The following is a 13,740-nucleotide window of genomic DNA, read 5'->3' on the forward strand; positions in this document are numbered from 1 at the left end:
AAGCTCACTCGGTAACCGTGATACCCATCGAGCGCGCGGTGCCCTCGATGATCTTCATGCCGGCTTCGATGTCGCGGGCGGACAGATCGGCCATCTTGGTTTCGGCGATCTCACGGACCTGGGCCTTGGTGACCGAACCGACCTTGTGGGTCAGCGGGTTGTCGGTGCCCTTCTTGATTCCGGCGGCCTTCTTCAGCAGGTCGGCGGCCGGCGGGGTCTTGAGGATGAAGGTGAAGGAGCGGTCTTCGTAGACGGTGATCTCGACCGGGATGACCTGGCCCATCTTGTCCTGCGTCTGGGCGTTGTACGCCTTGCAGAAGTCCATGATGTTCACGCCGTGCGAGCCCAGGGCCGGGCCCAGCGGCGGGGCCGGGTTGGCCTTGCCAGCTTCAATCTGGAGCTTGATCAGCGCCGAGACTTTCTTCTTGGGAGCCATAGTATGGTTCTTCTTTCTTTCCAGCGGTACAAGCGGCCTGCGTCGCGCGCCGACCTTCCGCTTCGGATATTTCGTTGGCTGTTCCAGCGGACTTCCGGACGATGCTCACGTCCGAATCTCCTCCAGACACAACTTCCCCAGTATGCCACCCCTTCCCGACATACCGCAACAACCAAAAAGATGTCGCAAACCCGGGCCGGTAGCCCGGGTTTGCGACATCAACAAGGCATCAACAGGAACGGATGAATCGTTCCAGATACCTCAGTCGAGCTGCTCGACCTGGTCGAAGCCGAGCTCGACCGGCGTGTCGCGGCCGAAGATCGAGACGAGGACGGTGAGCTTCTGCGTGGTCGGCTCGACGTCGGAGACGACGGCGGCCATCGACGCGAACGGGCCGTCGGTGACGGTGACCTGGTCACCGACCTTGTAGGAGACTTCCAGCGTGCGCTTCTTGGCGGCCGCCGGCTTGTCGCCGGCCTGCTTGAGTGCCTGCGACGCGATCATCGGCGCCATCATCTGGACGACTTCCTTGCGGCTCAGCGGCGCCGGCTCGCGGGACGGGCCGACAAAGCCGGTCACGCCCTCGGTCTCGCGGACAATGCGGCGGGCGTTCTCGTCCGGCCACATGCGGATGAGCACGTAGCCCGGCACGCGCACGCGGGTGACGACCTTCTTGCCCTTCTCGGTGTGCTTCTCGACTTCCTCCATCGGGACCTCGACCTGGAAGATCTGGTCCTCGAGACCGAACGAGGCCACGCGCGACTCGATGTTGCTCTTCACGCGCTTCTCGTAGCCGGAGTACGTGTGCAGCACGTACCACTTGCCCTCGAGCGTGCGCAGCGACTGCGAGAAGTCCTTGACGGCCTGCTCGCCGGCATCGAGCTCGACGGCGGCCTCGGCGTCGGTGTCCTCCTCGCCCGACTCGGCCTCCTCGGCGGAGACGGCGGCCTCGGCGGCACCCTCGGCGATCGCGTCGAGATCCTGCTCGTCCTGGCGTTCCTTGACTTCGTCGTACGCCTCGCCCTCGGCGACGTCCTCGCTGAGCGATTCGGCCTCGATCTGGTCGATGACGTCCTCGCCGGCCTCGACGGTCTCGGCCTCGCGCTCGGCGGCGTCGGCAGCCGTCTCGGCTTCGGCTTCGGCGGCGGCGACAGCCGCGTTCTCAAGATTTTCTTCAGTCATGCAATCACCTTACGTCGGCAGTCAGGATGTGAACAATGAAAGTACGGTATTCCGACCTTCCAGCATACGAGTCTTTCTTGACATCGGGGACATAGCTCCCGGAAGCGCCGCAAACGCTCGCCAGCTCGCGTTTGCATATTTCAGCGGCGGACGCCAGGGAGCTTTATTTGGAACGATTCGCCTGATTCACACCAGCACGAGGTTGTCCCGGTGCACGAGCGGGTGCGCGTATTCCTCGCCGAGCAGGCGGTGGAGCTGGGACGTGGTGCGGCCGAGCATGTGCGGGACTTCCTCGGAATCGAAGGCGACGAGGCCGCGGGCGAGGTGCTCGCCGGCTTCGTTGTCGATCCAGACGGCGTCGCCGGCGGAGAACTCGCCGCGCGCCTCCAGCACGCCGGCGGACAGCAGCGACGCGCGGCCGCCGCGCACGGCCTTCGCGGCGCCGGCATCGGCGATCAGCGTGCCCTTCGGGTACGACGCGAACTTGATCCACAGCCGCTTCGAGTTGCCGCGGCGGCGCACCGGCGCGAACGCCGTGCCGACCGGATCGCCCATCAGCGCCGGACCGGCGGTCGGCGCCGACGTCAGGATCGCCGGAATGCCGGAGACGGACGCCATGCGTGCGGCCTCCAGCTTCGTCACCATGCCGCCGGTGCCGACGCCGCTGTCCGACCCGCCGACCTTGATCGAGTCGATCATGTCGGCGACGTTCTCGACGTAGGAGACGCGCTGCGCGCCCGGCTCGCTCGGCGGCGCCGTGTACAGCCCGTCGACGTCGGTGAGCAGCACGAGCGCGTCGGCGCGCACCATGTTCGCGACGAGCGCCGACAGCCGGTCGTTGTCGCCGAAGCGGATCTCGTTGCTGGCCAGCGCGTCGTTCTCGTTGACGATCGGCACGATGCCGAGGTCGAGCATCGTCTCCATCGTCCGTCGCGCGCTGCGGTACTGCTGGGAACGAATCGTGTCTTCCGCCGTGATCAGCAGCTGCCCGACCTTGACGCCGTACCGCGCGAAGGCCGTCTCGTACTTCATCATCAGCAGTCCCTGGCCGACGGAGGCGCAGGCCTGCTGGACGGCGATGTCGGTCGGCCGCGACTCGAAGCCGAGCGGGCCGAAGCCGGCGGCGATGGCGCCGGAGGACACGAGGACAACGCGCCCGCCGAGCAGCCGCACCTGCGCGATCGCGCCGACGAGCGCCTCGAGTTTCTCCGGGTCGAGATGGCCGGACGGCAGCGTGAGCGAACTCGAGCCGACCTTCACGACGACGGTCCGGGCCGCGGCCACCGCCGCGCGTACGCTATGCTCATCCACTGTTCGAATCCTTTGCTCTCTCGACATCTTCGCGACCATTGTAAGTTTTGGCTGCCACAAAAAGGAACTCGGCTCCCTGGAAGGGAGCTGGCGAGCGTAGCGAGCCTGAGGGTCGACCGCCGACGTCGCCGAAGGCGACGAGAGCGCGCTGGAACGCAACCTTCCGTCCCGTAAGTCGACCCCTCGCTTCGGCTTCGCCTCAGCGATCCCCTTCCAGGGGATTATTCCCCCAAGACGTCGCAAACCCGAGCGCGGGGCTCGGGTTTGTGACGTGAAAAAGATAGATTCGCGCGAATCGTGCAAAAATCAGCCGAAGATCAGGAACGCGAGGTTGCCGAGGCCGAAGTCCATCGCGGTGACGGCGATCATCAGGATGACGACGAAGATGAACACGCCGAGCGACCAGAAGAACAGCTGCTTGCGGGTCGGCGTGACGACCTTGCGGAGTTCCGTGATGATCTGCTTGATGAACATGCCAATGCGCATGAACACGTTCGGCTTCACGGCGACTTCGCCGTCGATCTTTTTGCGAGCCATGTTCCCTCCAGTAATCAGTCCTTGTCGCCGGCGCCGGTCGCGCGGCCCCGTCGCACACTCGCTCCACTCTACCTCGCGGGGATCGATATTTGTCCACACGGTGACTGGAATTCGCCGTTTCTCGACATATTTCCGGAAACGATGCTCTCGTCATCATGTCAGCACCCAAGGAAAAAGCAAAGGCCCGCGATCGCTCGCGGGCCTTGACTGGCAGGGACGGCGGGACTCGAACCCACAACCTACGGTTTTGGAGACCGTTGCGCTACCAATTGCGCCACATCCCTACGGGATTTCCGGGCCAGCCGAAGCCGACCGGCGAAAACCGCCAAGACAGAACTATAACCCGAGAAGCCGACTTCGTCCAATTCTTCCGGAAAAATCCTGCCGTCCGGCGTGTTGCCATTGCGTTTTGGATGTCACAAGCCCAAGCTTGCAGCCCGGGTTGGTGACATACAAAACGGCGCAGGCAAGAAGAAAACTCACCGCTTCGAGTCGGCGACCCAGCGCTGGAAGCGGGTGATGCCCTCGACGATGTCGTCGTCGGCGACGGCGTAGGAGAAGCGCAGGTAGCCGGGGGCACCGAACGCCTCGCCGGGGACGGCGGCGACATGGGCTTCGTCGAGCAATAGCGCCGCGAGCGCCGACGAGCTCTCGCAGACGGTGCCGCTGGCGCCGAGCGGCTTGCCGAGCAGGCCGCGCACGTCCGGGAACGCGTAGAACGCGCCGGTCGGCGTCGGGCAGGACACCCCGTCGATCTCGTTGAGCATCCGGACGATCGTCTTGCGGCGCGCGTCGAACGCCTGCCGCATGTCCTCGACGGCTTCCAGCGTTCCCGACACTGCCTCGAGCGCGGCGCGCTGCGCGATGTTGTTGACGTTCGACGTCATGTGGCCCTGCAGCTTGGACGCGGCGGCGGCCACCGGCGCGGGCGCCACCATCCAGCCGACGCGCCAGCCCGGCATCGCGTACGTCTTCGCGACGCCGTTGAGGACGATCAGCTGGTCGCGCACTTCCGGCACCACGGCGCCGACGTAGGTGGTGCGGGCGCCGTCGTAGTTGAGGTGTTCGTAGATTTCGTCGGAGATGACCCAGACATGGTGCTCGATGGCCCACTCGCCGATCGCCCTGATCGTCTGCTCCGACCAGACGGCGCCGGTCGGGTTGTTCGGCGACGTGACAATGATCGCCTTCGTGCGCGGGGATCGCGCGGCCTCGATCGCCTCGATCGACGGCTCGAACGCGCCGCCGTCGGCGTCGGCGCCGGCGAACACCTCGACCGGCACGCCGCCGGCGAGCTTGACCGCCTCCGGATAGCTCGTCCAGTACGGCGTCGGGATGATGACTTCGTCGCCGTCGTTGAGCAGGATCTGGAACGATTCGTACACCGCCTGCTTGCCGCCGTTCGTCACGACGACCTGGTCGGCCTCGACGGCGTAGCCCGAGTCGCGCAGCGTCTTGTCGGCGATCGCCTGCCGCAGCTCCGGCAGGCCGGCCGTCGGCGTGTAGCGGTAGTTGCGCACGTCGCGGACGGCGAGCGCCGCCGCCTCGACGATCGGCGCCGGGGTGGCGAAGTTCGGTTCGCCCGCGCCGAAGCCGATCACGTCGATCCCTTCGGCCTTCATTGCCTTCGCCTTCGAGTCGACGGCCAGCGTCGCGCTCGGGGACACCTTGTCAATTCGCTCGGAAAGAGCCTGCCATTGAGCCATAGTCATGGCCCCCATGCTAGCAACACAATGGGATGTCACGGGAAGAAGCTCCCTGGAAGGGAGCTTCTTCCGGAAAGACTTACTCGCCGGACTCGTCCGACTCGTACTCTTCCGGGTCGCCGCGGCCGAAGAGGGAAGTTTCGTCGTGGCGGTCGTCGTCGACGGTGGGGTCGGCCCAGTGGCCGGCCTGGCGTTCGGCGGCCATCGCGGCGCGGACGGCGGCGCGGGCGTCCATCATCTCGTGGTATTCGCGGCGGCGCTCGGCGTTCGTGCGGCGGCGTCCGCGGCCCGATTCTTCCTCGAGTCGCAGGTCCGAGCCGCGCTGGCCCAGCTGCGTGCCGTCGAGCATCTCGGCACCGGCGGCGATCGTCGGATCCCAGTCGAACGCGACGGCGCGGTCGCCCCGGCCGATCTGGATTTCGTCGCCCGGATGAGCGCCGGCGGCGCGCAATGCGTCCTCGACGCCGAGTCGGGCAAGCCGATCGGCGAGGTAGCCGACGGCCTCGTCGTTGTCGAAGTTCGTCTGCATCACCCAGCGTTCCGGCTTGCGGCCCCGCACGGACCACCAGAAGTTGCCGTGGCCGTCGTCCTCGCGCTCGATCGTGAACTCCGGCATTGCGCCGCCGCGGCCACCAGCCATGCGACCGGCACCTGCGCCGTACGCGGACGAATCGTTCCCGTGAACGCCGGCGACGAAGCCCTTCTTGCCGGCCGGCTGCTGGCGACCCATCGTCGGGTCGAGCGGGTTGATGACGACGCGCTCCTCCTCGGCGGCGGCTTCGCGGGCGCGCACGTCCTCGCGCATCTGCGAGACGAGCTTCGCCAGCGCGAAGTTGAGTTCCTTGAGGCCCTCGTGCGACGCCGTCGAGATGACGTAGACCGGCAGGTCGAGCTTCTCGAATTCAGGACGAACGAACTCGGCGAGCTCCTTGGCCTCCGGCATGTCGACCTTGTTCAGAATGATCACGCGCGGACGCTCCGGAATCGGGATCGCGCCGAGCGGCAGTTCGAGCTCGGAAGCGTACTCGCCGAGCTCCTTTTCCAGCGCGTAATAGTCGCTCAGCGGGTCGCGGTCCGGCTCCAGCGTCGCGCAATCGATGACGTGCGCAATGATCTCGGTGCGCTCGATGTGCCGCAGGAATTCGAGGCCGAGGCCCTTGCCCTGCGAGGCGCCGGGGATCAGGCCCGGCACGTCGGCGATCGTGTAGCGCACGTCGCCGGCCTGCACGACACCGAGGTTCGGCACCAGCGTCGTGAACGGATAGTCGGCGATCTTCGGCTTCGCGGCGCTCATCGCGGCGATCAGCGACGACTTGCCGGCCGACGGGAAGCCGACGAGCGCGACGTCGGCGATCGACTTGAGCTCGAGGATGACGTCGCGTTCGTCGCCCGGCTCGCCGAGCAGCGCGAAGCCCGGCGCACGGCGCGTCTTGTTCGCCAGCGCCGCGTTGCCCAGGCCGCCGGCGCCGCCGGCCGCCGCGACGAACTCGTCGCCGGCATGCCGCAGGTCGGCAAGCAGCGTGCCCGGCTTCTTCGACTCGCCGACGCCGCCGACGGCCTCGAAGATCACGGTGCCGACCGGCACCGGCAGCCGCAGGTCCTCGCCCTGCGAGCCGTCCTTCGTGTCGCCGAGACCCATCGTGCCGTTGCCGGCCGTGCGGTGTGGCATGAAGCGGTAATCGAGCAGCGAGTTGGCGTTCGGATCGGCGACGAAGATCACCGAGCCGCCGCGTCCGCCGTTGCCGCCGTTCGGCCCCGCCATCGGCTTGTACTTCTCGCGGCGGATGCCGGCCGACCCGTTGCCGCCGTCGCCGCCCTTCACGTGTACGCTCACGCGGTCAACAAAATCACTCATGAAACCCAACTTTACTTGAACACCAACAGTTTGGACAGTATTGGCAAACGATAACGATTCGTGCGTTTTTGGATGAAGCTCCCTGGAAGGGAGCTGCCGAGCGGAGCGAGGCTGAGGGTCGACCGCCGATGCTGCCGAAGGCAGCGAGCGCGCGCTGGAGCACAAGATAATGTCCCAGCGCAACTCACGCGCCGCAACCGGTGGCGTTCCGTAAGTCGACCCCTCGCTTCGGCTTCGCCTCAGCGATCCCCTTCCAGGGGATTTGGAAAACCCGAACATGCAAACAGGCCACGATCCGGAAGAATCGTGGCCTGTTCAAAAAATCTTTGACGAGTCAGCTCACTCGGCAGTCTCGGCGGCGACGACGTCGACGACCTTGCGATCGCGGCGCTCACCGAACTTGACGTTGCCATCGACGAGGGCGAACAGCGTGTGATCCTTGCCCATGCCGACGTTCATGCCCGGGTGGAACTTGGTTCCACGCTGGCGGACCAGGATGTTGCCGGCGACGACAGCCTCGCCACCGAACTTCTTCACACCGAGGTACTGCGGATTTGAATCGCGACCGTTGCGCGAGCTGGACGCACCCTTCTTATGTGCCATTGTCTGTTCCTTTCGGTTACTCTCCCCCTTGCGGCCGGACAGTATTCACTATTCTACCGATTTCCGCCGGGGTAATTTCTTGTTGAGTTTTGATCTGCCGATCTGTGCCGATCTACTGATCTATCTGCTGATCTGAACGATCCACCGAATAATCAGGCGATGGCCGTGATCTTCACGGCGGTCAGCTTCTGGCGGTGACCCTTGCGGCGGGCAACGCCGGTCTTGTTCTTGAACTTCTGGATGTTGATCTTCGGACCCTTGGCGTCGTCGTCAACGACCTCGGCCTTGACGGAGACCTTCGCCAGATCCTGGGCACCCAGCGTGACGTTGGCGCCGTCGACGACGAGGGCGACCGGGAACTCCACGGTTTCGCCGTTCTTGGCGTTGAGACGGTTGACGAGGATGACGTCGCCGACCTCGACCTTTTCCTGATGGCCGCCGGCCTTCACAATCGCGTACATAATCTATTCCTTTATTTACTTGGAAAGCTTACTGCCCGGCACGTTCGAGCCTCGCGGCCAGACACCAGCAATCAAATCTACATACACCCGTGTACATAATCAACCCGTCGCCCGGCGTGTCATGGCTCGCGTTGTCAATTTTGACGATTCGCCCTGTCCGGACTGCCCTTGTTCGCGCCATGAACCGGAGCTCGCGGCCCGGGCTTGCGACACGGACAAGAAGACTCCCCCGACTCGCCAGCAGCGGCCGGGAATCCCACCGCCATAAGCGAATCGTTCACCGTATGCACAGCAAGCGAGCCTATTATTTTAGACAGAGAGAATGTCAGTTGTCGAACACAAAGGCGTGATCATGAACTGGAACAAGAACCTGAGAGTGGCCGTGACAACACTCGTCATCGTGCTGTTCGCGATCGTGACGAGTTTCGCCGCCGGAGAGATCGCGCGGCCGGCTGCCAGCGCATCGGTCGGCGACACCATCCTGATTTCGGACGATTCGTCCGTCGCGCAGCCGGCCCCGGTCACGATCGACTACTCCGGCACCGATGCCGAAGGCACGATCTCCGGCGCGACGCACGTCCTGACCGACACCGACTTCGCCGCCGTCCTTGCCGACTCGGCCGAATCGGTCGACGGCATCGGCGCCCCGGCCACGAGCGCCGTGGAGCTCACTCCCGAAGCCACCGACGAAGCCGCCTTCGACGCGACCATCGATGAAACCACCGGCGAGACGGCGGGCGGCACGCTGTCCGACACCACCGACAGCAGCCTCGCCTGGAACGACAACACGGCGACATGGTGGATGGCGCTGATGATCGTCGCGCTGATGTGCGCGATGAGCATCTTCGGCATCGCCCTCGCCTCCGGCATCCACCTGCCGAAGCTGCGCCGCCTCACGCGCCCCCATCACCACCTCCGCTTCCATACGGCCTGACCGTTCCTTTTGGCCCTAAGCAAGAAGCTCCCTGGAAGGGAGCTGCCGAGCGTAGCGAGGCTGAGGGTCGACTTACGGAACGTAACTGGTTGCGCGCCGTAAGTCGACCCTCAGTCGGCTTCGCCGGCAGCTCCCTTCCAGGGAGCTCTTGTTAGCTCTTTAGATAGGTGCCCGCTCCGTGAGAAAGCGGGAGGCAAGCCCTGGAGAAAGCCAACCTCCCGCTGGTGTACAAGGAGGGGTAAGTTTCACGTACCGGCTCACGCCTTCTTCGAGGCCCTGCGGATCTCGACGATTAGCAGGACGCCGAGCATCAGCGCGGAGACGGCGACGAGGGCGACGAGGGCGATGTTCGCACCAGTCTGCGCGGGCGTCGTCGACGTCGCGGTGGCCGAGGCGGAGGCGCTCGTCGAGCCGGTGGAACCGGAGGTTCCCGGAGTCGTGCCGTCGTCGGAATCGGACGTGCCCGGCGTCTCGGAGTCGCCCGGAGTACTGGATTCGGACTCGGACGTGTTCGTCACCGTCCACGTCGCCGATTCCTCGGTCACGTCGGTCCTCGAGTAGCTCACCGTGTATCCGTCGGGCACGTCGACTTCCTGCACGAAGTACTCGTAATAGTCGTCCGGCAGGCCGCTCCAGACATACGTCCAGTCGTTGTCGGCGGACAGCGTCTGCGTCTCAATCGTCTCGACGACCTCGTTGCCTTCGATGTCGGTATACCGTCCGTACAGCGTCACGTCGACCGACGACGGTCGCGCCGTCGAGTCGCCGTCGTCCCACACCTTCGTCACGTGGATCGGGTCGGGGCCGAGCGTGCAGGACGCCTTCGGCTCGAGGGACACCGTGCGGCTCACGGTGCCGGCGACATCGTCGCCGGAGACCGCCGACTTCAGGTCGATGAACATCGCCGTCTCGTTGCAGTACATCAGGTGGCTATACGCATCGGCATCGAGGATCTGGCCGCCGACGCGAATGAAATACAGCGCGTCGCCGAGCCCGGTGAACGCGACGTCGTCAGTCGCCTCGCCATCGGCGTCGACATAGCGCGCCGTGCCGTCGGAGACGATGACGGCGTCCTGCGTATCGAACGCGATGTCGCTCGTCGCCAGCGCCGTCAGCAGCGACGTCGCGAGGTCGCGCTGCGTGTCGTTGTCGGCCAGGCGGCCGGTATCGGTGATCGCCGAGCAGTCCAGCGACGCCCCTTCGCACAGCGCGGCGAAGTCGCCGGTCAGCACCAGGTCGCCAGAATCGTTCCATCCGGCGGCCTTGTAGAGCATGACGTTCGCGCCCTTGACCGGGAACTGCGTCTGCTCGCCGGCGGACGACGTGTACGTGTAGTGATAGTCGACGGTAATGGTGCCGTTGCCGGCGTCGATGGTCGACGTCGTTGTCGACGATCCGCCGGACGACTCGCCCGCGAACGCCGGCCCGACGGCCACCCCCGCGAGCGCGAGCGACGCGGCGACCGCGGTGCAAAGCTTGGTCAAGCGGCCCATGCTCTCTCCCTTCGTTGCGAGCGGACCACCGCCCGCCCGGCGTATTCTTCATCTCAAGTTTTCGTTGGAGAATCGTTGAAATTTGCACGATTCTTCCGTCAGTTCCAGTCCCCCGCCGGAACTGCGTTGCTCCCGGCTCACTGTCCGCCGTGAGCGTGCCGGCTGCGAGGCTTCAATTCCCCTCGCCGACGCTTCGCCGACCGTCGTGCCAGCCAGACGGCCAGCAGCACGAGCAGCAGGAACAGCAGCGCGATCGCGGCGACCGTGATCGCCATCATCAGGTTCGGATCGTCGTACTTCGTGTTGTCGCCGGTAGCCGGAGCCTCGATGCGGTGACCGCGCACGAGCAGCCGGTGCGAGTTGACGCCGTACGGCGTGCAGGTGACCAGCGTGACATAGTCCTCGCCGTCGGCGATGGCCAGGTCGTCCATCTCGTTCGGCAGCACGACGTTGATCTGGTCGACTTCGTACCAGTATTCGTCGTCGAGCACCGTCACGTAGAACTGGTCGCCGACTTCGACGCGGTCGAGTCCGGTGAGCAGTCGCGCGGACGGCAAGCCGGTGTGGCCGGAGACGACGGCATGCGTCGTGTCTCCGCCGACTGGCAGCGACGACCCGGTGAGGTGACCCAGTGCGATCTGCAGCACCGTCTCGTCGGTGCCGTGGTAGATCGGCAGCCGCACGTCGATCGAGGGGACCGAAACGTAGCCCATGATGCCGGTACCGGTCACGTCGAGCGTCTCGTTGTAGTAGTCGAGCTGGTCGTCGGACAGGTGCCAGCGGTCGGGCACGCTCAGCAGGTCGGTGTTGTACTGGTGCGCCTTCGCGAGCATGTCGGCCTTCTGTTCGGCCGACAGGTTGTCGACGGCCTCGACGTATCCGGCGACGGCCCTGGACTGATGCATCCGGTTCCACCAGTCGGAGAACGTCGGATAGCACAGCAGCCCGACGCCGGCGAGCAGCAGCACCGAGAAGAAGCCGATCAACAGGTTGAAGCCGAGGTTGCCCTTCTTCTTGACGGGTTTGTTCTGCTGGTTCACTGCGCTCTTCTGATCCCTTCTTGTGATGCCTGTTGGTTGTGATGCGTAATACGAACAAGGCGGACAGCCGCCCGGGCCGTGCAGCCCGAACGGAATGCCCGCCTTGTCAAGTCACCTCGCCAATGGGCATCCAGAAGAGACCATTAGATCGGTAGCTCTCTTCAGTTATTGCCCTCAGGCGTTGCGACGACGACGCATCGCCACCGCAATACCCACCGCAGCCATCAGCACGATGAGTCCGCCGATGATGTAGAGGAGAGTGGTGCCCATGCCACCGGTCTCCGGAAGGGTGGAGCCCTTCTGGTTGACAACGACGACAGTAGCCTGGTTGTAGATCACAGTGCTCTCGTCGTCGCCATAATCAGCGGTGACCGTGAAGGTGGAGTCGGCAGCCAGATTGTAGCCGTCCGGAGCCTTCGTTTCGACAAGCGTGTAGGTACCGGAGCCGAGGCCGAGGATGTTGAAGTTACCATCATTCCGAGAGGCAATAGTGACGTCAGTCGCATCAACCTCAGTAGTAGTGGCGTTGCCATCCGCATCGACCAGGTAGTACTTGTCAGCCGTCGCGTTGTACACGGCAGCGCCGGTCACCTTGTAGCCACCATTCGTCGTGTCATAGGTGCTGCTGAAGACCAGGTACTGGCCAGCCTCATTCTTCACGGAGAATTCCGCACCCTCAAGGGCATCGCCAGTAGCAGTTTCCGCAGTCTTCTTGGTGTTGACCTTGAAGGTGGCGACGTAGACGACGTCCTCGAGAGTCGTACCCATGCTGGTGGCATAGGGGTTGTTCGAGTACTGGAGAGTGACCTTGTTGTTGTTCGCGATAGCGGCAGAGGTGTCGTCACCGGTGTTGGTCGTCACAGTCGCATCCGAGTTGAGGTGGGCAGCGTAGACAACTTCGATCTCAATGGCACCGGAAATATCATCCATGAAGTCATACAGATCAGCAATCGTCAGCGTCCAAGTTGCTTCACCGTCAGTACCATCGACAGCAGTCGTGGTGTAGCCCTTGGTCTCATCAGTGCTGCCATCCTCGGCAGCAGCCTCATACAGCGGAACCTCGATGTCATCGGTATCCGGGTTAATCGTCACGGAAACGATCTCCTCAAAGGTGATACCAGTAGAAATCGTATCCTTGAACACCAGCGTGTACGAGGAATAGACTGCGCGATCCTGCTCGCCGTCCTTATCGGCCGGAAGCGTGGCAGTCAGCTTGAAGTTGAAGGACTCGCCAATCGTATGGTCGGCAACATCAGCGTAGGATCCATCAGTATCCTCCACGTCCTTGTCAACGGTCGGCAGAGTGGACTTCGGCGTCACTTCAACATTGCCGACAACCTGAAGGATGTAAGCAGTGTAGGCGTCATTCGCATCAGCGGCAATCGAATTGTCCTGGTCCTTGACGAGATAGTAGCCCGGCTGCAGACCCGAAATGGTGTAATTGGTGGTCGCACCGTCAGCCTTGTTTTCCGTCATGGTACCGGACGTAACCGTCACCTTTTCGGCAACCATCTTCGCAAATTCCTCGGCATACGAAGAGTTCTCGGACAGCCATTCGGCAACACCAGCGGCGTCGTCCACCAGAAGAGCATTAACCTCTTCATCCGAAGCGCTTTCATCGGCGTCGGCCTTGATCTTTTCATTTACCCAGGCAATGATGGCGTTCTGAACAGTGGTGTCCTGAACCGCAGCACCCCAGATGATCTGGGACAGTCGCCAATCAATATCACCGTCATCATCGACATCGCCGAAATCGGCAACAGTACCGGCAAAGATCTGATACGCCTCATAGGTATGGCCAGAGACCTGACTATCGATAGTAATGGTATAAGTGTCATCGTCGGCATAGGCGGACGAGACGCCGACTAGGCCGGTGGCAGCCATGGCTACTACTGAAATCAGGGCGACTATCGCCCTTCCAAGCTTTTTCATGATTCTCCTTGCACTTCCCTTATTCACTTGTGGAAAATCCGGCCCTCCCTTGGCCATTCCCCTGTGATGGACGATTCCTGGGAGAATTGAGGAAAAGAATCGTTCTTAGGTCGGAGGCGCGTTTCCCATCGCGCAGGTCTTCCCGGTCATCATCTTCCGACGGCTGAATCGCTGCGTAGGCTTGGCCTGCCGCATCTCCGTCGATGCAACCGTCAAGTCCGATGATGGAAGGATCGTTCATCATCTCTTG

Annotated in this window: 12 protein-coding genes and 1 tRNA gene; 1 reads left to right on the forward strand and 12 read right to left on the reverse strand. The window is 63.6% G+C overall.

The annotated features are described in order from the left end of the window. Window positions 1-4 precede the first annotated feature (4 nt). The 9 genes from rplK to rplU all read right to left on the reverse strand — a co-directional run bounded on the left by rplK (window position 5) and on the right by rplU (window position 8,091). The gene (gene rplK / locus F6S87_RS03660) at window positions 5-436 is read right to left on the reverse strand and encodes a 50S ribosomal protein L11 (protein WP_163227254.1); all 432 of its coding nucleotides are present in this window, start codon (window positions 434-436) and stop codon (window positions 5-7) included. A gap of 261 nt (window positions 437-697) precedes the next feature. Beyond that, complete coding sequence (gene nusG / locus F6S87_RS03665) at window positions 698-1,618, reverse strand: transcription termination/antitermination protein NusG (RefSeq protein WP_163227255.1); 921 nt, start codon at window positions 1,616-1,618, stop codon at window positions 698-700. Between the two features lie 186 nt (window positions 1,619-1,804). Then, window positions 1,805-2,956 (reverse strand): glutamate 5-kinase, encoded by a 1,152-nt coding sequence (gene proB, locus F6S87_RS03670; RefSeq protein WP_163227256.1) that lies wholly within the window; start codon window positions 2,954-2,956, stop codon window positions 1,805-1,807. A 279-nt stretch (window positions 2,957-3,235) separates the two neighbouring features. Beyond that, entirely contained in the window at window positions 3,236-3,466 is a 231-nt protein-coding gene (gene secE, locus F6S87_RS03675; RefSeq protein WP_163227257.1) for a preprotein translocase subunit SecE, read from the reverse strand. Between the two features lie 208 nt (window positions 3,467-3,674). After that, window positions 3,675-3,750 (reverse strand) — tRNA-Trp (locus F6S87_RS03680). 195 nt (window positions 3,751-3,945) lie between these two features. After that, window positions 3,946-5,172: a pyridoxal phosphate-dependent aminotransferase gene (locus F6S87_RS03685; protein WP_163227573.1), complete on the reverse strand. Its 1,227-nt coding sequence runs from the start codon at window positions 5,170-5,172 to the stop codon at window positions 3,946-3,948. Between the two features lie 79 nt (window positions 5,173-5,251). Further along, window positions 5,252-7,027 (reverse strand): GTPase ObgE, encoded by a 1,776-nt coding sequence (obgE, locus tag F6S87_RS03690; RefSeq protein ID WP_163227258.1) that lies wholly within the window; start codon window positions 7,025-7,027, stop codon window positions 5,252-5,254. A gap of 339 nt (window positions 7,028-7,366) precedes the next feature. After that, window positions 7,367-7,630: a 50S ribosomal protein L27 gene (gene rpmA, locus F6S87_RS03695; RefSeq protein WP_163227259.1), complete on the reverse strand. Its 264-nt coding sequence runs from the start codon at window positions 7,628-7,630 to the stop codon at window positions 7,367-7,369. A gap of 152 nt (window positions 7,631-7,782) precedes the next feature. Then, window positions 7,783-8,091, reverse strand: a complete 309-nt coding sequence (gene rplU, locus F6S87_RS03700) for a 50S ribosomal protein L21 (protein ID WP_163227260.1) — start codon at window positions 8,089-8,091, stop codon at window positions 7,783-7,785. Window positions 8,092-8,443: 352 nt separating this feature from the next. On the opposite strand from rplU, the gene F6S87_RS03705 reads away from it, so the two are divergent. Then, window positions 8,444-9,025, forward strand: a complete 582-nt coding sequence (locus F6S87_RS03705) for a hypothetical protein (protein ID WP_163227261.1) — start codon at window positions 8,444-8,446, stop codon at window positions 9,023-9,025. A gap of 257 nt (window positions 9,026-9,282) precedes the next feature. Here the strand turns inward: F6S87_RS03705 and F6S87_RS03710 are convergent, their stop codons facing one another. From F6S87_RS03710 to F6S87_RS03720, 3 genes are all read right to left on the reverse strand, one after another. Then, a complete protein-coding gene (locus tag F6S87_RS03710; protein WP_163227262.1) occupies window positions 9,283-10,518 on the reverse strand; it encodes a Cna B-type domain-containing protein in 1,236 nt (411 codons plus the stop codon). Window positions 10,519-10,655: 137 nt separating this feature from the next. After that, window positions 10,656-11,558, reverse strand: a complete 903-nt coding sequence (locus tag F6S87_RS03715; protein WP_331270746.1) for a class C sortase — start codon at window positions 11,556-11,558, stop codon at window positions 10,656-10,658. 174 nt (window positions 11,559-11,732) lie between these two features. Next, window positions 11,733-13,490, reverse strand: coding sequence for a SpaH/EbpB family LPXTG-anchored major pilin (locus F6S87_RS03720; RefSeq protein WP_163227263.1), 1,758 nt, complete (start codon window positions 13,488-13,490; stop codon window positions 11,733-11,735). Between the last annotated feature and the right edge of the window lie 250 nt (window positions 13,491-13,740).

Source organism: Bifidobacterium choloepi (genome assembly GCF_010667615.1).
Classification (GTDB): domain Bacteria; phylum Actinomycetota; class Actinomycetes; order Actinomycetales; family Bifidobacteriaceae; genus Bifidobacterium; species Bifidobacterium choloepi.

Bases quoted from the DNA above. Each gene is read 5' to 3' on its own strand.
- F6S87_RS03705 (WP_163227261.1), top strand. From the start codon at position 8,444: ATGAACTGGAACAAGAACCTGAGAGTGGCCGTGACAACACTCGTCATC.
- rplU (WP_163227260.1), bottom strand. From the start codon at position 8,091: ATGTACGCGATTGTGAAGGCCGGCGGCCATCAGGAAAAGGTCGAGGTC.
- proB (WP_163227256.1), bottom strand. From the start codon at position 2,956: ATGTCGAGAGAGCAAAGGATTCGAACAGTGGATGAGCATAGCGTACGC.
- rpmA (WP_163227259.1), bottom strand. From the start codon at position 7,630: ATGGCACATAAGAAGGGTGCGTCCAGCTCGCGCAACGGTCGCGATTCA.
- nusG (WP_163227255.1), bottom strand. From the start codon at position 1,618: ATGACTGAAGAAAATCTTGAGAACGCGGCTGTCGCCGCCGCCGAAGCC.
- F6S87_RS03720 (WP_163227263.1), bottom strand. From the start codon at position 13,490: ATGAAAAAGCTTGGAAGGGCGATAGTCGCCCTGATTTCAGTAGTAGCC.
- obgE (WP_163227258.1), bottom strand. From the start codon at position 7,027: ATGAGTGATTTTGTTGACCGCGTGAGCGTACACGTGAAGGGCGGCGAC.
- F6S87_RS03685 (WP_163227573.1), bottom strand. From the start codon at position 5,172: ATGGCTCAATGGCAGGCTCTTTCCGAGCGAATTGACAAGGTGTCCCCG.
- F6S87_RS03710 (WP_163227262.1), bottom strand. From the start codon at position 10,518: ATGGGCCGCTTGACCAAGCTTTGCACCGCGGTCGCCGCGTCGCTCGCG.
- rplK (WP_163227254.1), bottom strand. From the start codon at position 436: ATGGCTCCCAAGAAGAAAGTCTCGGCGCTGATCAAGCTCCAGATTGAA.
- secE (WP_163227257.1), bottom strand. From the start codon at position 3,466: ATGGCTCGCAAAAAGATCGACGGCGAAGTCGCCGTGAAGCCGAACGTG.